We start from the raw sequence: 18,012 nt of genomic DNA on the forward strand, positions 1-18,012 counted from the left end.
GCGGGCACCAGACGCCGGGGTTGGGGGGGGCGGCCGCCGCGCCCCCGCCCCGGCCGGGCCCCCCCCCCCCCCCCCGGGCGGCCGGCGGGCCGGCCCCCCCCCCCCCCGCCCGCTGAGGAGGTCAGTCGTCGTCAGAGCCGGGGACGACGACGAGGAAGGCGTCCGTCCGCAGGTCCATCACGACCGTCGCGGGCTCACCCGCGGCACGGCACTGCGCCGCGTACTCCTCCGCCGGCCACGAGCCCCGCGGGGCTCCGGCAGGGAAACGTTCCAACACCTTCGCGCTCATCGCGGCAGACACCTCCAGCGTCCTTGCCTCCGGCCGGCTACGGCTCCTGTCCTGCGGTTCGTCTGCCCGCGATGGACGCGGACATGCCCAGGAGCGGCCCGGTGCCGCCATCCGCCGCTCCCGGTCGACCGCGGTCCCCGGCGGGCAGATCATGAAATCTGCCGCATCCGGAACGGCGGCACACGGGGAAGTGATCTCCAGGGGGGCCGACGCGGAGGACGCAGAGCTGATGAACGCTGACGACCAGGCCCCCGGTCTGCGTTGCCTGGTCACCGGGGCGACCGGATACATCGGCGGCAGGCTGGTGCCGGAGCTGCTCGCCGAGGGCCATCGGGTGCGCTGTCTGGCGCGCTCCCCCGGAAAGCTGCGCGACCATCCCTGGGCCGGACAGGCGGAGGTGGTGCGGGGCGATGTGACGGACGCCGCCGACGTCGCCGAGGCCATGCGGGGTGTGGACGTCGCCTACTACCTGGTGCACGCGCTGGGCAGCGGCGGCGACTTCGAGGCGACCGACCGCAGGGCGGCGCGGATCTTCGGCGAGGCGGCCCGGGCCGCGGGGGTACGGCGTGTCGTCTACCTCGGCGGTCTGACCCCGTCGGGCGTGCCGGAGTCCGAACTCTCGGCGCATCTGCGCTCGCGCGCCGAGGTGGGCCGGATCCTGCTGGACTCCGGGGTGCCCACGACCGTGCTGCGTGCCGCGGTCGTCATCGGTTCGGGCTCGGTCTCCTTCGAGATGCTGCGCTACCTGACCGAACGTCTGCCGGTCATGATCACCCCCAGCTGGGTGCGTACCCGCATCCAGCCGGTGGCGGTCCGGGACGTGCTGCGGTACCTCGTCGGCAGCGCCCGGATGCCGGCCGGCGTCAGCCGCGCCTTCGACATCGGCGGACCGGACGTGCTGACCTACCGGGACATGATGCTGCGGTACGCGGCGGTCGCCGGGCTGCCCCGCCGGGTCATCATCCCGGTGCCGGTGCTCACCCCCGGCCTGTCCAGTCACTGGGTCGGGCTGGTCACCCCCGTCCCCGCGTCGATCGCCCGGCCGCTGACCGAGTCACTGCGCCATGAGGTCGTCTGTCACGAGCACGACATCGCGCGGTACGTGCCCGACCCGCCCGGGCACCCGTTCGGGTTCGACGAGGCGGTGCGGCTGGCCCTGCAACGCATCCAGGACGCGCAGGTGACCACCCGCTGGTCGTCGGCGGCGGTGCCCGGCGCGCCCAGCGACCCGCTGCCCACCGACCCCGACTGGGCGGGCGGCAGCCTGTACACGGACCGGCGGGAGCTGACCGTGAACGCCTCACGGGAGGCCCTGTGGCGGGTGATCGAGGGCATCGGCGGCGACAACGGCTGGTACTCCTTCCCGCTGGCCTGGGCGGTACGGGGCAGTCTGGACCGGCTGGTGGGCGGGGTGGGGCTGCGCCGCGGGCGGCGGGACGCGACACGGCTGCGGGTGGGCGACTCGCTGGACTTCTGGCGGGTGGAGGAGATCGAGCCCGGCCGTCTGCTGCGGCTGCGCGCCGAGATGCGGCTCCCGGGTCTCGCCTGGCTGGAGATGTGCGCCGACACGGACCCCGGGGGCCGTACCCGGTACCGCCAGCGGGCCCTGTTCCATCCGCACGGACTCCTCGGCCACGCCTACTGGTGGAGTGTCTCCCCCTTCCACGCGGTCGTGTTCGGCGGCATGGCCCGCAACATCGCGCTCGCCGCGGCCCGCGCCCCGGCCGCCCCCGCGAGCACATCAACGGCCGGCGGGTGACCGGCCGCATCCGCAGGGCCGCCCGGGCCGGAAGTACCTCACCGGCCGCCTGCCATTCGATCCCGGAGAAGTCTCATGAACGTCTCGGTCGTCCTGTTCACCGCCGACCTGCGCCTGCACGACCATCCGCCGTTGCGGGCCGCCAACGAGGCCCGCGAGGTGGTTCCGCTGTTCGTACGCGACCAGGGCGTCATGGACGCCGGGTTCGCTGTGCCCAACCGGCTGGCGTTCCTCGCCGACTGTCTGCGGGACCTCGACGGCGGTCTGCGCAAGCGGGGCGGCCGGCTGGTGGTGCGCTCCGGCGACGTCGTCGACGAGGTCTGCAAGGTGGCCGCCGAGACCGACGCCGACGAGGTCCATCTGGCCGGCGACGTCAGCGCCTACGCCCACCAGCGGGAACAGCGGCTGCGCCGGGCGTTGGAGGCGGAGGGGCGGCGACTGCACGTGCACGACACCGTGACCACCGCCGTGACGCCCGGCGACCTCACCCCGGCCTCCTCGGACCACTTCGCCGTCTTCACCCCGTACTTCCGCCAGTGGTCCGGCGTAAGGCTGCGCGATGTGCTGGCCGCGCCGCGCGAGGTGCGGGTGCCGGACGGGGTCGGCTCCGAGGCAGTGCCCTCCCGCGCGGACCTCTCCGGGGTGTCCGAGGGTCTGGCGGCCGGCGGGGAGTCGGAGGCGCGCACGCGCATGAGTGCCTGGCTGGGTGGCGGGATCGGCGGGTACGAGGACCGGCACGACGACCTGGCGGGTGACGCCACCTCCCGTTTCTCGCCCCATCTGCACTTCGGGACGCTCTCCCCGATCGAGCTGGTCCAGCGGGCGCGCACGGTGGAGGGGCCCGGACCGGAGGCCTTCGTACGGCAGCTGGCCTGGCGGGACTTCCACCGCCAGGTGCTCGCCGCCCGGCCCGCGGCGGCCACCGCCGACTACCGCACCAAACGCGACCGCTGGCGCTCCGAGTACGCCGCGCGCCAGGACATCGAGGCCTGGAAGGAGGGGCGTACCGGATACCCGGTGATCGACGCGGCGATGCGCCAGCTGCGCCACGAGGGCTGGATGCACAACCGGGGCCGGCTGCTGGCCGCGAGCTTCCTCGCCAAGACGCTGTACGTCGACTGGCGTGTGGGCGCCCGCCACTTCCTGGACCTCCTGGTCGACGGCGACGTCGCCAACAACCAGCTCAACTGGCAGTGGATGGCGGGCACCGGCACCGACACCCGCCCCAATCGCGTCCTCAACCCCGTGACCCAGGCCAAGCGGTACGACCCCGACGGGGCGTACGTCCGCCGTTGGGTTCCCGAACTCGCCTCGGTCGACGGCCCGTCGGTGCACGAGCCGTGGAAGCTGCGAGGACTGGACCGGGCCGGCATCGGCGACTACCCGGATCCGGTGGTCGAGCTGTCCGAGGGCCTCGCCCGCTTCAGGCAGGCCCGCGCCCGCGACTGAAGGAGCCCCGCGCATGGCCACCCCGCACTGGCTGTTCGGCGACCAGCTCGGCCCGCACTTCCTGGCCGCCGGCGACGGCGGACCCGACCGCGGCGCACCGGTCGTGATGGTCGAGGCCAGGTCGGTCTTCCGGCGCCGGCGCTTCCACCGGGCCAAGGCCCATCTCGTGCTGTCCGCGATGCGGCACCGCGCGGCCGAACTCGGCGACCGGGTGAGGTACGTACGGGCCGAGACCTACCGTGAGGGACTCCACCAGGCCCTCGGCGGGGGCTCCGTGACGGTCCATCACCCCACGTCCCGGGCGGCTCTGCGACTGGTGTCGGCGCTGCCCGGCGTCACGGTCCTGCCCGCGCGCGGATTCCTGGTCCCGCACGAGGAGTTCCGCGCCTGGGCGGACGGCCTCGACGGGCAGCGGCTGCGCCAGGAGGACTTCTACCGCCGGGTGCGGCGCGGCCACGGCATCCTCATGGACGGCGACGTCCCGGCCGGCGGCCACTGGAACCACGACCACGACAACCGTGAGCCGCCGCCGAAGGGCGCGCGGGCCCTCGGCGCCCCGGCACCGTACCGGCCGCGCGAGGACGAGGTGGACGAGGAGGTCCGCCGCGATCTGGACCGCTGGGAGCGCGAGGAGGGCATCCGGTTCGTGGGACGGGACGGTCCGCGCCTCTTCCCGGCCTCCCGCCGGGAGGCGCTCGCCGCGCTGCGCCGGTTCGTCGAACGGCGCCTGGCCGGTTTCGGCCCCTACGAGGACGCCGTGCTCGCCGCGGACCCCGTCATGAGCCACAGCCTGCTGTCCTCCTCGCTCAACCTCGGGCTCCTGGACCCGCTGGAGTGCGTGGCGGGCGCCGAGTCGGCCTGGCGGTCGGGGGCGGCACCGGTCAACAGCGTCGAGGGGTTCGTGCGGCAGATCGCCGGCTGGCGCGAGTACGTGTGGCAGCTGTACTGGTACTTCGGCGAGGACTACCGCCGCCGCAACGCGCTGGAGCATCACGCGCCGCTGCCGGAGTGGTTCCTGGAACTGGACGCCGACGCGGTCACCGCGCGCTGCCTGGCGACGACCCTGGCACAGGTCCGCGACACCGGCTGGACCCATCACGTCCCCCGTCTGATGCTGCTCGGCAGCCATGCCCTGCAGCGGGGCTGGGACCCGGCCGCGGTGACCGACTGGTTCCATCGCTGCTTCGTCGACGGCTACGACTGGGTGATGCTGCCGAACGTGGTCGGCATGTCCCAGTACGCGGACGGCGGGCGCATGACGACCAAGCCGTACACCTCGGGCGGCGCGTACGTGCACCGGATGAGCGACCTGTGCGGTTCGTGCGCCTACCGCCCCGCCGACCGGGTCGGCGACCGGGCCTGCCCGTTCACGGCCGGCTACTGGTCCTTCCTGCACCGCCACCGGGCCCGCCTGTCGGACAACCCCCGCATGGCCCGGGCGCTTGGCGGCCTGGACCGTCTCACCGACCTCGGCGAGGTCCTCCGCCAGGACAGGCGGCGCGGCACCGGTCCGCCCTGACCCGGCGGAGCGCCAGGGCCCGTCCGGCGGATCGGGTCGCGGGCGGGCACCGGCGCCTCATCAGCGCCGGTGAGCGGGGTCCGGTGCGCCCACCCGCCAGGCGGAGGAAGGCGGCGACGCGACGGGGGCACCTCCCGGCCCAGGGCCGGGGGACGCCGACGACCGACGACAGCGCCGCCATGGCCCCCTCCGGGGAAGGGCGTGGCAGACCCCGCGTCCACGGCGTGATCCGCGGGACAGGCGCTAGCCGCGGTGCAGGTCCTCCAGCACCTCGCGGGCGGCGCGGGCCCCGGAGGCGAGGGCGCCCTGGACCGAGCCGGTGGCGCGGTGGTCCCCGCACACGTGGCGGCCCCGGGCCACCCGGCTGGTGCGGCTCAGCGGCCACGGAGGCGGCATCGCGGGCAGCGCGTCCGGGACCGTGCGGGTGGTGAGGAGGTCCCAGCCGGCGGTGTCGGTGCCGTAGGCCTCGGACAGGGCCGCGCGCAGCGACGGCTCCCGGCCGCCGGCGGCCGCGCCGAGGACCGAGGTGGCGACGAGCGCGGTGCCGGCCGGTGCGTGGCCGGGGACCACGTCGCTCAGGACGCAGGTGTTGAGGAAGCGGCGGTGCTCGTCGACGAGCAGGGTGGGCTCGCCCAGGGGCGAGCGCGGAGCGGCGTGGTAGTACGTCGTCACCGTGCGGCCGGCGGGGACGTCCAGGCCGGGGAGCAGGCCGGCGGCCGGGCCCGCGCCGGTGGCCACCACCACGGCACGCGCGGGCACCTCGGTGCCGTCGGCCGTGACGGCGCCGTCGTCGGTGAGGGCGGTCACCGGTGTGCCCAGCCGGACCGTTCCGCCGGGCAGGTCGGCGGCGAGCTTGTCGGGCACCGCGCCGATCCCGTCGGCCGGCAGGCACAGGGTGCCGCGCAGCATGCTGCGCCACACGAGGTGGAAGAACCGGCTGGACGTCTCCAGGTCGTCCTCCAGGAAGACACCGGAGAGGAACGGCCGGAGGAACCGTTCGACGAAGTCGTCGGAGAATCCGGCCGCGGCCAGCTCGGTGCGGGTGGTGCGGTCCTCGGGCCGCTTCACCAGCCGCACCGGGGCGAGCATGTCCCGCGCCGACAGCAGCCCGAGGGCCACGAGGTCGCGGGCTCCGGCGACCCGCCCCGTGACCAGGCCGGGGAGGGTACGGGGCCGCCGGGTGGGGTCGCCGAGGCGCACCGGCCCGCCGTCCCCGGTGTGGACGAGGAAGCCGGGGGTGAACGGCCGGAGCCTGAGGGCACGCAGCGACAGCCGGCGGCGGACCTGGGGGTACGAGGTGTTGAAGACCTGGAAGCCGCGGTCGACGACGAAGCCGTCGACCCGGTCGGAGCGCATCCGGCCGCCGACCGCGTCGGACGCTTCGAGCACCCGGACGTCGAGCCCGGCACCCAGCAGGTCCTGGGCGCAGGCCAGTCCGGCGACGCCCGCGCCGATCACGAGAACGTCGGGGATACGGGCGGACACGGACATGACGGGCCCCTCGGCTGCTCGGACCGGCGGGCGGGATCCCGGCCGGCGTCGGCCGCGCGCGGTGACGCGCGGGTGTGTGTGAACGACTTCCCGTCCTGCGGGTACCCCGGATGCGGCGAAGGGCCCACCGGACCTGCCGAGGGGCGACCGTCAGGACGGTTCGCCGGCGGCCCCCTCCCGGTACGCGGCACCGAGGATGTCCAGGGCGTGCTGCAGGCTCGGCGGCCGGAGCATCCCGCGCACCGAAGGACCGGACCAGCCGGGGCCGCCCAGCATCACCAGGGGACGGCGGCGCGCGCCCTTCACACCCCACTGGGTGTCGGCGACGTGCCGGGCCAGCGGCAGGCTGGCCGTGGAGCGCGCCTGGGCCCACAGCACCACGGCCGACGGGCCGAGCCGCCGCACCGCGGCCACGAGCGCCTCGGCGGGCACGGCGGCGCCGAACATGCGGGTGGGCAGGCCCAGTTCGGCCAGCCCGGCATTGAGCGCCTCGATCGGCAGGGTGTGCTGCTCGCCGGGCACGCAGGCGAGGACGACGGGTCCGGCGCCCTGCCGGTCGGGCGGCGGGGTGCGCCGGCGCAGGGCGGTGGAGACGTACCAGGACAGCAGGTGCTCGACCTCGACGTAACGGTCCCCCGACGAGACCCACTTGCGTCCCACGGCGTGCAGGGTCGGCACCATCACCTCCTGCCAGGCGACGGCGATGCCGTACTGCTCCACGGCGGTGGTCAGCAGTTCCTCGACGGCCGGGGCGTCCAGCCGTACGGCCGCCCGGGCCAGCCCCCGGCACTCCTGGCGTGCGTCGACGAGGGGCAGCGCCCCGGCCGCGTGCGAGGGGCCGCGGACCGGCGGTGGCACCGTCGCGGCCGTCCCCGGCGGCGCCTCGGCCGTCTCCCTGGCGGCTCGGGCGGCCTCGGCCGGCGGCACCCCCGACGAGGTGAGCCGGCACATCGCCTCCAGCACGGCCACGTCCCGCGGGCTCCAGCGGCGGTGCCGTCCGTCGGCGCGGATGGCGGGCCCGATGCCGTAACGGCGGTCCCAGGAACGGAGGGTGGTGGGCGACACCCCTAGCCGGCGGGCCAGTGCACCGGTCGTCAGGGGCATGTCCGCCGCCCTCGCGGCTCTTCCCGGCGGGTCCTGCGTCTCGCCGTGCGAAGCGTTCCCCCAGGCGGATGACTGTCTCATGGCAGCGACTATACGACGCAGAAACGATGCGAGTTGATGACCAGGTTCCGGTGCTCGGACGATGAACGGTGCCAGGGCTCGTACCGGCGGCCGTTCCGGGTCCGCCCGTCCGGGCCGCCGACCCCTCCGAGGGGCGCCCTGCGAAACGAGGAGCCGCCGACATGAGTCCGCAGGGCAGTGCCGTGGCGACGGCGCCGACGGCGGAGTCGCTCACCGACGAGGAGCTCGCGCGCGGCCTGGTGGCGGGCGACGAGGACTGTCTGGCGGCGGCCTATCACCGCTGGTCGGCGCTGGTGCACACGCTGGCCTGGCGGTCCCTTGGCGACGCCAGGGAGGCGGAGGACGTGACCCAGCTGGTGTTCCTCGGCGTGTGGCGGGGACGGCGGGGTTTCCGCCCGGAGCGCGGCACGTTCGGCGGCTGGATCACGGGGATCACCAGGCGGAAGATCGCCGACGCGCTGGCCGCCCGGACGCGTCGGCTCGCGGTGATCGCGTCGGCCGGTTCGTCGCTGGCCCTCGCCGATCCCGCGGCCCGGCAGCCCGACGCGGCCCTTGACCGGTTCGTCGTCCTGGACGAGCTGGCCAAACTGCCCGCCCCTCAGCAGCGGGTGCTCCGGCTGGCCTTCTACGAGGACCTCACCCACACCCAGATCGCGGAGCGCACCGGCTGGCCGCTGGGCACGGTCAAGAGTCACGCCCGCCGCGGCCTGCACCGGCTGCGCGGCACTCTCCAGCCGGAGGCGTTCGGCTGACTCGCTCACCGGGCCGCCTTTCGCCTTTCTTTTCGATGCAGAAGCGATGCACTCCGCACCCCACACCCCGACCCGTATCCCGCTCTACACATAAAAGGAAAATAAGGGCAGAATGTCCTATAGCGGCGTACAACGCACGCACCAGACGCGGTCAGGCTGCACAGTCAAAGGAGACGACTCATGGCCAACGTCTCGCACGGCAGAAGCGACATATCGAGCCACCCCGATGTAGGCGAGATGCGGGAGCGTTACGACCGCATGCTCGGCGGTCGTGATGTGGCCCTCGTGGACGGACCGGTGTTCCTGCTCGGTCTGTACTGCGCGGCGTCCCCGTGGATCCTCCACTACACGGCGAGCCAGCCGGCACTGATGACCCACAACCTGATCATGGGCATAGCGATAGGCCTCCTGGCACTCGGGTTCACCCGGGCTCCGGAGCGCATGTACGGCCTCAGCTGGGCCATGTGCGCCCTGGGTATCTGGATGATCATCGCGCCCTGGGTGGTCGGCCGCAGCCCGGACACGGGCGTCATCATCAACAACGTGATCATCGGCGCGCTGGCACTCTGCCTCGGGCTGGTGTGTGCCGCCTCGACGGCCAAGCGGACGCCCGTGCCGTAGCCACACAGGCTCCCCCTCAGAAGGGAGGACGCGGGACCGGTCCGGTGACGGCGGACCGGCCCCGCCGCGCCGTTCACCGGCCGGGTACCAGCCAGGGCTCCTGCGGAAGCGGACTGCCCGTCTCGATGAGGGACTTCAGGTTGGACAGCACGGCCGGCCAGCCCGCCGAGATGGCGCGCAGCTCGTCCTCGCCGTCCAGGTCCTCGTGGGTGACGGTGAGCCGGACGATGTCGGCGTGCGGCCGGATGTCGAAGGTGACCCGGGAGTGCCGGGCCGGCTCCCCCTCGTGCTCCGGCGCGGCCCAGCTGGTGACCAGCCGGCTCGGGCGGTCGCTCTCGACGACCGTGCCCACCACGTCGGCGACGCCCGAGCCGTCGGTGCGCACGTGTTCCCAGCGGGAGCCGGGCCGCCAGTCGGAGACGTTGGAGTGCCCCCAGTAGACGGCGGTCAGGTCGGCGTCCGTGAGGGCGTCCCAGACCTTCTCGGGGGTGCTGGCGATGTAGGTGACATAGACATAGCTGGGTTTGTCGCTCATGGTTTCCTCGGCTCGTCGCTTCAGGTCGCCGAGCGCACGCAGCCGCGGGCGCTCGAACTTGTCGATCCACCGCTCCTGGATCTCCTGGAGCGGCACGGGGTTGAGGTAGTGCAGCTTCTCCCGCCCCCGCCGCACCGTGCTGATCAGGTTCGCGGCCTCCAGGACGGCCAGATGCTGGGTCACCGACTGCCGGGTCATCGCGATGCGCTCGCACAGCTCCCCCAGCGTCTGGCCGTTCTGCTCGTGCAGCCGGTCCAGCAACCGTCTGCGCGTGTCGTCGGCCAGCGCCTTGAAGACCTGGTCCATCCCGCTGTCGTCCTCTGATCGCACACTCAACGTTATGCAGGCAATTGCCTGCATGTCAAGCCGCGCGAGGAGCACGCGCGGTGTCCGGCACGAAAAAGGCCTCACCCGACGGGAGTCGCCCGTGCCGGGTGAGGCTGACGTGGGTCCCGGAGTCTCTAGACCGCGACCGGGTTCTGCGGTGTCAGGTACTCCTCACTGATCTCCTTGCGGCCGAACGGCCACACCTTCTCCAGGCGCGCCCAGATCAGGAACGCCACGCACCCGAGGACGAGCCAGGCCAGGGACCACTCGATGGGGTGGCGGCCCGGGGAGTTCTTGTCGGCGTACCCGTAGATCACGCACCAGCCGGCGAAGGCGATGACGCTCGGCACGGGGTAGAGCCACATACGGTACGGCCGTTTCAGCGTCGGCTGGCGGCGGCGCAGCACACTGAGCGCGAGGATCTGGGCCAGCGCCTGCACGATCACCATCACGGTGGTGAGCAGCTGGATCAGCGTGGCCAGGTCGGTGTGGCGGCCGATCAGGAAGCCGATCGCGGTGATCACGCCCATGGTCGCCAGGCCCAGCATCGGGAAGCGGTGCTTGGGGTGGAGCTTCTCGTAGGGGCGGAAGAAGACCCGGTCGCGGGCCGCGTCGTAGGGCACCCGGGAACCGCCGAGCAGGCCGGTGAAGACCGAGGCGAAGGCCGTGATCAGGATCAGTACGGTCACCGTGTCGGCGGCGCCCTTGCCCCAGGTCTCCTCCAGGACCGCGGAGGCCACCGAGGTCGAGGCGATGTCGTGCGCGTTCGTCATGCGGTGCCAGTCGATGACCCCGAGCGTGCCGATCTGCAGCAGCAGGTAGATCGCCATGATGCCGACGATCGAGAAGAGGATGGAGCGCGGCAGGACGCGGCCGGGGTCCTTGATCTCGGCGCCCATGTAGGCGGTGGTGTTGTAGCCGAGGTAGTCGTAGATGCCGATGGTCAGGCCCGCGGCGAAGCCCACCCAGAAGTGGTCGCCGGTCAGGTCGAAGGCGTGCGCCGGGTAGGTGAAGGCGAGGTGCGGGCTGAAGTCGGAGGCCGCGGCGACGATCACCAGCAGCACCGAGGCGATCATCACCGTCCACATCACGGCGGTGATCCGGGCGATGTGCTCGATGCCCCGCCAGAGCAGCAGCACCACCAGCACGATGATGCCGAGCCCGATGAGATCGCCGGAGGTCTGGCCGAGGCCGGGGGCCAGATAACCCAGGTACTGCACGAAGCCGACCACGCCCGTCGACATGATCAGCGGGATGAAGAGCATCGCCGTCCAGACGAACAGGAACGGCATCAGACGTCCGGTGCGGTACTGGAAGGCCTGGCGCAGATAGACGTAACTGCCCCCGGAGCCGGGCATCGCGGCGCCGAGCTCGGCCCAGACGAGACCGTCGCAGAGCGCGAGCAGGGCGCCCGCGACGAAGCCGATCACGGCCTGCGGGCCGCCGAACGCGGACACCATCAGCGGGATGGTCACGAACGGGCCGATGCCGCACATCTGGCTCATGTTGATGGTGGTGGCCTGGAACAGGCCGACGCGCCGGACGAAACCGCCGTCGGACGGCGGACTACCGGGACCGAGGGGACTGCCGGGACTACCGGACATGGGGGCTCCTGAGCGAGGCGCTGGGGACGGGGCGGGACGCGGCCGACGGACGGCGGCCGATTCGGCGGGATGGCCGATAAAGTTAAGGAGCCTTACTAGATGCGTCAAGTATGCGTCGGGAATCGGTGAGAATGGTGTGATGGCCGCCAGCGACGTCGTAGAGCAGCAGGAACAGCCCTGGAGCCGGCAGCGACTGCGCAGCACCAACGAGCGGCTGCTGCTGGACCGGCTGCGCCGGCTCGGGTCCGCCTCCCGCGCCCAACTCGCCCGTGAGACCGGCCTGTCGAAACCGACGGTGTCCAGCGCGCTCGCGGCACTGGAGTCGGCGGGCCTGGTCCGGGAGGCCGGCACGCACGCCCCGGAGCGCGGCCGCACCGCCGTGCTGTACGCCCCCGACCCGGCGGCCGGTCACGCACTCGGCGTCGACGTGGGACGCGGCTGGCTGCGGGTGGCGGTCGCCGACCTGGACGGCACCCTGGTCGCCCGCTCCGACGTGCGCAACCGGGCCCGGGGCTCGGGGGCCATGGCCGACCTGCTGGTCACCACGGCACGGCAGGTCGTCGCCAACTCGGGCGTCGATCCCGCCGAGGTGGTGCACGGCGTGGTCGGCACGCCGGGCGTGTACGACGAGCGGCAGCGGCGGGTGCGGTACGCGATGCACCTGCCCGGCTGGGGGCGCGCCGGGCTCTTCGACCGGATGCACGAGGAGCTGGGCGTCCCGCTGGAGGTGCACAACGACGCCAATCTCGCGGCACTCGGCGAGTACACGTACGGCGCCGGGGCGGGCAGCCGGCTGTTCGCGTACATCATGATCGGGACCGGCCTGGGGATGGGGGTCGTCAGCGAGGGGCGGCTGTTCACGGGGGCCCACGGGCTCGCCGGGGAGATCGGCTTCCTGCCCTGGCCGGGACGGCAGCGCAAGCCGGAGCGGCTGGAGGACGCGGTGTCGGGGGTGGCCGTGGTCGAGGCGGCACGCCGGTTCGGGATGACCGGTCAGCTCACCGCGAAGTCCGTGTTCGACGCGGCCCGTCAGGGCGACCCCGCCGCCGTCGAGGCGGTGCGCCTGGAGGGCGAGCGGATCGCGCACACGGTGGCCGCGGCCGCCGCCGTACTCGACCCCGACCTGGTGGTGCTCGGCGGCGGGGTCGGCCACAGCGTCGACCTGCTGCTGCGGCCGGTACGGGAGCATCTGCGCACGCTCACCCCGCTGCGTCCGAAGCTCGCGCCCAGCCGGCTCGGCGAGGACGCGGTGCTGCTCGGCGCGGTGGCCACGGCCCTCGGCACCGCCCGTGACCTGGTCTTCCAGCGCAGGTCGGGCACGTCCTGAATCCGCCGCCGCCAACTCGCGCGGACACCACGGTGATTGACACCACCCTCTCGGGACCCTAGCTTGAGCCGGGTTAGTAAAGTTTCCTAACTTTACGAGCCTGGAGACCACGTGTTCCCTCGCCGCGCCCCCGGACACCGCCTCGCCACGGCCGCCGTGGCCCTCGGCCTGCTCGGTTCACTCAACACCAGTGCCTGGGCCGGAGCCCGCGACCCGGCCCACGGGCCCGCCCGGATCACCCGTGTGCCGTCCGCCGCCGGATCGCGGACCGCGCTGTCCGGATACGCCATCCGGTCGACGGCCGACGTGAGCGACTCGGCTGCGGCGGTCTCCTCCCCCGGCTATCCGGCCAGGGGCTGGTATCCGGCGGGCCCCCGGTCCACCGTGCTGGCCGCGCTCCTCGCCGACGGCGCGTACGACGACCCGTTCGTCTCCACCAACCTCCAGAAGATCCCCAAGTCGCCCTTCCAGGTGCCCTGGTGGTACCGCAGCGACTTCACCGTGACGGACACCTCGCGGCGCACCTACCTCGACTTCAGCGGGGTGATCTCGGCGGCCGACGTCTACGTCAACGGCCACCGGGTGGCGACGACCGCCGACGTCACCGGCGCCTACACGCATCACGAACTGGACGTCACCTCGCTGGTCCGGTCCGGGACCAACACGGTCGCCTTCCGCATCCAGCCCAACGATCCGGACAAGAACCTCACCATGGGCTGGATCGACTGGCTCCAGCCGCCGCCCGACCAGAACATGGGCATCGTCCGTGACGTCGTGGTCCGGCGCGGCGGATCGGTCGCGCTGCGCGACGCGCACGTGGTCACCGAGCTGGCGGTGCCCTCCCTGGCGACGGCCGACCTGACGGTGAAGGCCGAGGCCCGCAACGATTCGGACCGGCCGGTCACCGCCGAGGTCTCCGGCACGGTCGCCGGAGTGGCCGTGTCCAGGTCGGTCGCGCTCGCCGCGCACCAGACCAAGACCGTCACCTTCACCCCCGCCGACGTGCCGGGACTGCACCTCACCTCCCCGAAGGTGTGGTGGCCGGCCGGCATGGGCGGTCAGCCGCTGTACGACCTCGATCTCACCGCCTCGGTCGCCGGCACGGCCTCGGACACCGCGCACGAACGCTTCGGCGTCCGTGACGTGCGGGCACCGCTGAACTCCGACGGCGCACGCCAGTACTCGGTCAACGGCCGCAGGCTGCTGATCAAGGGCGGCGGCTGGTCACCGGACGAGTTCCTGCGCTGGGACCGGACCTATGCCGAGGACCGGCTGAAGTACGCGCTCGACCTCGGGCTCAACGCCATCCGGCTGGAAGGGCACATCGAGCCGGACGAGTTCTTCGACCTCGCCGACCGGTACGGCATCCTCACCCTGCCCGGCTGGGAGTGCTGCGACAAGTGGGAGGGGCAGGTCAACGGCGACGGCGAGCGCGGCGAGAAGTGGACGGCCGCCGACTACCCGGTCGCACAGGCCTCCATGGCCGCCGAAGCCGCCCGGCTGCGGGACCACCCGAGCGTCGTCTCCTTCCTGATCGGCAGCGACTTCGCACCCGACGCGAAGATCGAGAAGCTCTACCTGGACGCCTTGGACGCGGCCGACTGGTCCGTCCCGGTGGTCTCCGCCGCCTCCGACAACTCCACTCCGCAGCTGGGCAGTTCAGGCATGAAGATGACCGGGCCCTACGACTGGATCCCGCCGAACTACTGGTACGCCAAGCGGGAGGGCGGCGCCACCGGCTTCAACTCCGAGACCAGCGCGGGCCCGGACATCCCCACCCTGGACACCCTGCGCCGCATGATGACCCCGGCCGAGCTCGACACCCTCTGGAAGAACCCGGACCTCAAGCAGTACCACCGCTCCCCGTCCCCGGTCTTCGGCACCCTCAAGGTCTACGACGACGCCCTCACCGGCCGGTACGGCGCCCCGAAGAGCCTCACCGACTACGTCCGCAAGGCGCAGCTCGCCCAGTACGAGAACGTCCGGGCCCAGTACGAGGCGTACGGACGCAACCAGACCGACGCCGCGGCGCCGTCCACGGGGGTCGTGTACTGGATGTTCAACAGCGGCTGGACGTCCCTGCACTGGCAACTGATGGACCGTTATCTCGATCAGGGCGGTGCCTACTTCGGCGCGAAGAAGGCCAACGAGCCGCTGCACGTGCAGTACTCCTACGACGACCGCACCGTGGCCGTGGTGAACAACCGGCACGCCGCGGCGTCCGGCCTCACCGCGCGGGTGACGCTCTTCGACCCCGACGGAACGCAGCGGTACGACAAGTCGGTCGCCGGTGTCTCGGTCAAGGGGGACGGCGCGCACACCACGGCGCTCACCCTGCCGGCGTCGGTGAGCGGACTGCCGTCCACGTACCTGGCGCGGCTGGTCCTGACCGACGCGGCCGGCCACGAGGTGAGCCGCAACGTCTACTGGCTCTCCACCAGGGCCGACTCCCTCGACTGGGCGAAGACCGACTGGTGGCACACCCCGACGACCGGCTACGCGGACCTGAAGGGGCTGGCGTCGATGGCCCGGGTGCCGGTCACGGCGACGGCGTCGACGACGCAGGCCGACGGCACGTCCACCACCACGGTCACCGTCCGCAACACGGGAACCGGGAGGACTCCGGCCCTGCTGACGGACGTCCATCTGGTCGACGCGGACGGCAGGCCCGTGCTGCCGGTCCGGTGGTCGGACAACGAGGTGAGCCTGTGGCCGGGCGAGTCGGCGACCGTGACGGCCACCTACCGCACAGCCGACCTGCACGGCTCGGATCCCCGGGTGCGGGTCTCCGGCTGGAACGCGGTGGAGCGGACGGTTCCGGCAGCCGCGCCGGAACCGTCCGCCGGGCTCAGCTCACGTTGAGCGCGGTGTCGTCGACGACGAACGACGTCTGGAGGGTCGACCCCTCGGCACCGGAGAACTTGATGGTGGCCGTGGTGCCGGCCAGGGAGGAGACGTCGAAGCTCTTCAGGACGTATCCGGAAGCCGCGTTGAGATTGGAGTACGTGGCCAGGGTGGTGGATCCGGCGGTCACCGTCAGCTTGTCGTAGGCGGTGCTGGTGGTGGTCTCCGCGGTGTCCACGTGGAGATAGAAACTGAGCGTCGCGGAGCAGCCGGACGGGATGGTCACCGACTGGGACAGGGTGTCGGTGTGGGCCGATCCGTAACCGTCGAGCCAGGCCTTGTACGAGCCGGTGCGGGCGGCCTCGCCGCTGGAGTTGGTGATGACCCCGCTGCTGCCGGTCCAGGTGGTGTTGCCGGACTCGAAGCCGGGGTTGCCGAGCAGCTGGGCTGCGGTGCAGGTGCCGCCACCGCCACCGCTGCTGCCGCCCCCGGCGAGCCAGGCGGTGGCGTTCAGGGCGAGGGCCGCGTTGGTGGCGCCGCTGTCGTTCCAGCCGTCGTACAGCGTGTTGCCGGACTGGCCGGTGCCGTCGTCGACGGGTGAGGTGTCGCCCCAGAAGGCCACGCGTCCGCTGCCGAAGGTGCTGGTGGCGAAGAAAGCCCCGGTGTTGCCGGAGTAACCGCTGCGGTAGAGCAGGCCCTTGACGGCGGAGTTGTCCGACGGCTTCAGGGTCGCCGTCGTCCCGTCGGCGATCAGGCTCTTGGTGACGGTCCCGAAGGATCCGTGCAGCACCGGGTTGGTGCTGTCGCTGATCGCCGCCGGGTAGCCGGAGCTGATGTCGAGCGTGTCGATCGAGAAACCGAACGGGTCGGTCGAGTCGACGCTGTTGTTCGTCATCAGGTCGTTGAAGATCTCGACGGCGTCGTAGCCGTCGTTGTTGCGGTCGGCGCCGGTGTGGTCGGAGACCATGAACAGGCCCCCGCCGTTCTTCACGAAGTTCATGATGGCCGTCTTCTCGGCGGTCGTGAACAGCGTGTTGGGCTCGGGCAGCACCAGCGCGTCGAACTTCGACAGGTCGGTGGTCGACGAACCGCCGTACGTCAGCGCGCTGGTGGCGGTCTTGAGGCTGTAGCTGCCGGTCTTCTGGAGGGCGACGCCCCAGGACGACAGGGCTCCGGTCCAGTCCGTCTCCGAGGAGGGCGAGGAGTCCTGGGAGAGCGGGTCGGGCTTGCTGGTGGAGATGATCCAGTCCGCGTTGCCGGCCTCCTCGGCGTGCCCGTCGTCGAACAGGACGCGGTAGGTGGTGGCCGCGTGGGCGGGGGCGGCCGCGGTGCCGACCTGGAGGGCGGCTCCCGCGGCGAACAGGGCGAACCCGGCCAGGGCGGTGGTGATTCTGTGGCGGGATCTGCTGGATCCAGACATCCGGCGAACCTCCATGAGGGGGTGGGGTTGAGGCGGTGGGGGCGCCAACTCTTCGCGCGTAGAACCTGGTTGAGATTTCTACACGCGTCGACTCATTGAAAGGTACATGGCATGTCTGATTGATGAACAGAAAACCGCTGTAACAACCGGAGGAGACTGCGCGTGCATTGAGCGGGCAGATTTGACTCAGCGGGGCATCGACGAAGAGGGGCGGACATGGAGATCTCGGGCATCATCAGTGCCATCATCATCGGTATCATCATCGGTGTGCTGGGGCGCCTGGTCGTCCCCGGCCGCCAGCACATCGGCATTCTGCTGACCATCGTCGTCGGTGTCGTGGCGGCGCTGCTGGGCTCGGCGATCGCGGCCGGTTTCGGCGTGGCGGACACCAAGGGACCGGACTGGATCGAGTGGTTCATCCAGATCGCGCTGGCGGCAGTGGGAGTGGCGGCACTCGACCGGTCCAGGGGCCGCCGGTGAGCCCGGGGCTCCACGCCTTCGGCCACGCACGCCCCGTCATGCGGCCCGCCGCACAGCGAGCGGCGAGGCCGCGGCGGACACCGGAAGAACACTCCGGGGCGGCCGCGGGGACGACCCCTGCCGGTCGCCCCGCGGCCGTACCGCCGCCAGGTACGCGGCGAGGCGGTCCCGGTTGCGGGCCAGGCAGTCGATCCGGGCCTGGACGCGCTCGCGCTCGACGTGCCCGCTCAGCAGCGCGGCCGTCCCCGGGGTCACGCACTCGCGCGGCGGACGGATCTGCCCGGGCCCGGAGGGATAGGGATACGGCAGGATCCCGGTCACCCGCCTTCCGGTCGACCGGTACCCGCGGGCCACGCCGCTCACCCCGCTGGCGCTGTTCGCCTCCGTACTGCTGGTGCTCGGCCGGTACG

At 72.4% G+C, this 18,012-nt stretch carries 15 protein-coding genes; 8 read left to right on the forward strand and 7 right to left on the reverse strand.

Annotation, left to right across the window (positions count from 1 at the left end):
* Window positions 1-121: 121 nt before the first annotated feature.
* Window positions 122-289, reverse strand: a complete 168-nt coding sequence (locus tag ACFXI4_RS17660) for a hypothetical protein (protein ID WP_384991531.1) — start codon at window positions 287-289, stop codon at window positions 122-124.
* 229 nt (window positions 290-518) lie between these two features.
* Between ACFXI4_RS17660 and ACFXI4_RS17665 the strand changes: the two genes are divergently transcribed.
* The 3 genes from ACFXI4_RS17665 (at window position 519) to ACFXI4_RS17675 (ending at window position 5,016) form a co-directional block, all read left to right on the forward strand.
* Window positions 519-2,048, forward strand: a complete 1,530-nt coding sequence (locus ACFXI4_RS17665) for an SDR family oxidoreductase (protein WP_384991533.1) — start codon at window positions 519-521, stop codon at window positions 2,046-2,048.
* 75 nt (window positions 2,049-2,123) lie between these two features.
* A complete protein-coding gene (locus tag ACFXI4_RS17670; RefSeq protein WP_384991536.1) occupies window positions 2,124-3,497 on the forward strand; it encodes a cryptochrome/photolyase family protein in 1,374 nt (457 codons plus the stop codon).
* A gap of 13 nt (window positions 3,498-3,510) precedes the next feature.
* On the forward strand, window positions 3,511-5,016 hold the full coding sequence (locus tag ACFXI4_RS17675; RefSeq protein WP_384991538.1) for a cryptochrome/photolyase family protein: 1,506 nt from the start codon (window positions 3,511-3,513) through the stop codon (window positions 5,014-5,016).
* 243 nt (window positions 5,017-5,259) lie between these two features.
* On the opposite strand, the gene ACFXI4_RS17680 is transcribed toward ACFXI4_RS17675, so the two are convergent.
* The gene (locus tag ACFXI4_RS17680) at window positions 5,260-6,507 is read right to left on the reverse strand and encodes an NAD(P)/FAD-dependent oxidoreductase (protein WP_384991541.1); all 1,248 of its coding nucleotides are present in this window, start codon (window positions 6,505-6,507) and stop codon (window positions 5,260-5,262) included.
* A gap of 150 nt (window positions 6,508-6,657) precedes the next feature.
* A complete protein-coding gene (locus ACFXI4_RS17685; RefSeq protein WP_384991544.1) occupies window positions 6,658-7,611 on the reverse strand; it encodes a MerR family transcriptional regulator in 954 nt (317 codons plus the stop codon).
* Between the two features lie 242 nt (window positions 7,612-7,853).
* Here ACFXI4_RS17685 and ACFXI4_RS17690 point away from each other — a divergent pair, with 242 nt between their 5' ends.
* Together ACFXI4_RS17690 and ACFXI4_RS17695 are read left to right on the forward strand one after the other, a co-directional pair.
* A complete protein-coding gene (locus ACFXI4_RS17690) occupies window positions 7,854-8,444 on the forward strand; it encodes a sigma-70 family RNA polymerase sigma factor (protein WP_384991547.1) in 591 nt (196 codons plus the stop codon).
* 180 nt (window positions 8,445-8,624) lie between these two features.
* The gene (locus ACFXI4_RS17695; protein WP_384991549.1) at window positions 8,625-9,065 is read left to right on the forward strand and encodes an SPW repeat protein; all 441 of its coding nucleotides are present in this window, start codon (window positions 8,625-8,627) and stop codon (window positions 9,063-9,065) included.
* Between the two features lie 73 nt (window positions 9,066-9,138).
* Here ACFXI4_RS17695 and ACFXI4_RS17700 read toward each other — a convergent pair whose 3' ends face one another.
* On the reverse strand, window positions 9,139-9,906 hold the full coding sequence (locus ACFXI4_RS17700; RefSeq protein ID WP_384991974.1) for an ArsR/SmtB family transcription factor: 768 nt from the start codon (window positions 9,904-9,906) through the stop codon (window positions 9,139-9,141).
* 155 nt (window positions 9,907-10,061) lie between these two features.
* Window positions 10,062-11,531, reverse strand: coding sequence for an APC family permease (locus ACFXI4_RS17705; protein ID WP_384991552.1), 1,470 nt, complete (start codon window positions 11,529-11,531; stop codon window positions 10,062-10,064).
* 139 nt (window positions 11,532-11,670) lie between these two features.
* On the opposite strand from ACFXI4_RS17705, the gene ACFXI4_RS17710 reads away from it, so the two are divergent.
* Complete coding sequence (locus ACFXI4_RS17710; protein WP_384991554.1) at window positions 11,671-12,858, forward strand: ROK family protein; 1,188 nt, start codon at window positions 11,671-11,673, stop codon at window positions 12,856-12,858.
* A 111-nt stretch (window positions 12,859-12,969) separates the two neighbouring features.
* Window positions 12,970-15,720, forward strand: coding sequence for a sugar-binding domain-containing protein (locus ACFXI4_RS17715; RefSeq protein WP_384991557.1), 2,751 nt, complete (start codon window positions 12,970-12,972; stop codon window positions 15,718-15,720).
* Here the strand turns inward: ACFXI4_RS17715 and ACFXI4_RS17720 are convergent.
* A complete protein-coding gene (locus ACFXI4_RS17720; protein ID WP_384991559.1) occupies window positions 15,707-17,122 on the reverse strand; it encodes a hydrolase in 1,416 nt (471 codons plus the stop codon). The genes ACFXI4_RS17715 and ACFXI4_RS17720 overlap by 14 nt on opposite strands.
* Window positions 17,123-17,338: 216 nt before the next feature.
* Between ACFXI4_RS17720 and ACFXI4_RS17725 the strand changes: the two genes are divergently transcribed.
* Window positions 17,339-17,602, forward strand: coding sequence for a GlsB/YeaQ/YmgE family stress response membrane protein (locus ACFXI4_RS17725; RefSeq protein ID WP_384991562.1), 264 nt, complete (start codon window positions 17,339-17,341; stop codon window positions 17,600-17,602).
* 36 nt (window positions 17,603-17,638) lie between these two features.
* Here ACFXI4_RS17725 and ACFXI4_RS17730 read toward each other — a convergent pair whose 3' ends face one another.
* Window positions 17,639-17,923, reverse strand: coding sequence for a hypothetical protein (locus tag ACFXI4_RS17730; RefSeq protein ID WP_384991565.1), 285 nt, complete (start codon window positions 17,921-17,923; stop codon window positions 17,639-17,641).
* Window positions 17,924-18,012 lie beyond the last annotated feature (89 nt).

The organism is Streptomyces sp. NPDC059224, from assembly GCF_042754285.1.
Taxonomy (GTDB): Bacteria; Actinomycetota; Actinomycetes; order Streptomycetales; family Streptomycetaceae; genus Streptomyces.

What these genes read in the sequence shown, in the direction of transcription:
- ACFXI4_RS17660 (WP_384991531.1), bottom strand. Translation starts at nt 289, where the DNA reads ATGAGCGCGAAGGTGTTGGAACGTTTCCCTGCCGGAGCCCCGCGGGGC.
- ACFXI4_RS17665 (WP_384991533.1), top strand. Translation starts at nt 519, where the DNA reads ATGAACGCTGACGACCAGGCCCCCGGTCTGCGTTGCCTGGTCACCGGG.
- ACFXI4_RS17670 (WP_384991536.1), top strand. Translation starts at nt 2,124, where the DNA reads ATGAACGTCTCGGTCGTCCTGTTCACCGCCGACCTGCGCCTGCACGAC.
- ACFXI4_RS17675 (WP_384991538.1), top strand. Translation starts at nt 3,511, where the DNA reads ATGGCCACCCCGCACTGGCTGTTCGGCGACCAGCTCGGCCCGCACTTC.
- ACFXI4_RS17680 (WP_384991541.1), bottom strand. Translation starts at nt 6,507, where the DNA reads ATGTCCGTGTCCGCCCGTATCCCCGACGTTCTCGTGATCGGCGCGGGC.
- ACFXI4_RS17685 (WP_384991544.1), bottom strand. Translation starts at nt 7,611, where the DNA reads ATGCCCCTGACGACCGGTGCACTGGCCCGCCGGCTAGGGGTGTCGCCC.
- ACFXI4_RS17690 (WP_384991547.1), top strand. Translation starts at nt 7,854, where the DNA reads ATGAGTCCGCAGGGCAGTGCCGTGGCGACGGCGCCGACGGCGGAGTCG.
- ACFXI4_RS17695 (WP_384991549.1), top strand. Translation starts at nt 8,625, where the DNA reads ATGGCCAACGTCTCGCACGGCAGAAGCGACATATCGAGCCACCCCGAT.
- ACFXI4_RS17700 (WP_384991974.1), bottom strand. Translation starts at nt 9,906, where the DNA reads ATGGACCAGGTCTTCAAGGCGCTGGCCGACGACACGCGCAGACGGTTG.
- ACFXI4_RS17705 (WP_384991552.1), bottom strand. Translation starts at nt 11,531, where the DNA reads ATGTCCGGTAGTCCCGGCAGTCCCCTCGGTCCCGGTAGTCCGCCGTCC.
- ACFXI4_RS17710 (WP_384991554.1), top strand. Translation starts at nt 11,671, where the DNA reads ATGGCCGCCAGCGACGTCGTAGAGCAGCAGGAACAGCCCTGGAGCCGG.
- ACFXI4_RS17720 (WP_384991559.1), bottom strand. Translation starts at nt 17,122, where the DNA reads ATGTCTGGATCCAGCAGATCCCGCCACAGAATCACCACCGCCCTGGCC.
- ACFXI4_RS17725 (WP_384991562.1), top strand. Translation starts at nt 17,339, where the DNA reads ATGGAGATCTCGGGCATCATCAGTGCCATCATCATCGGTATCATCATC.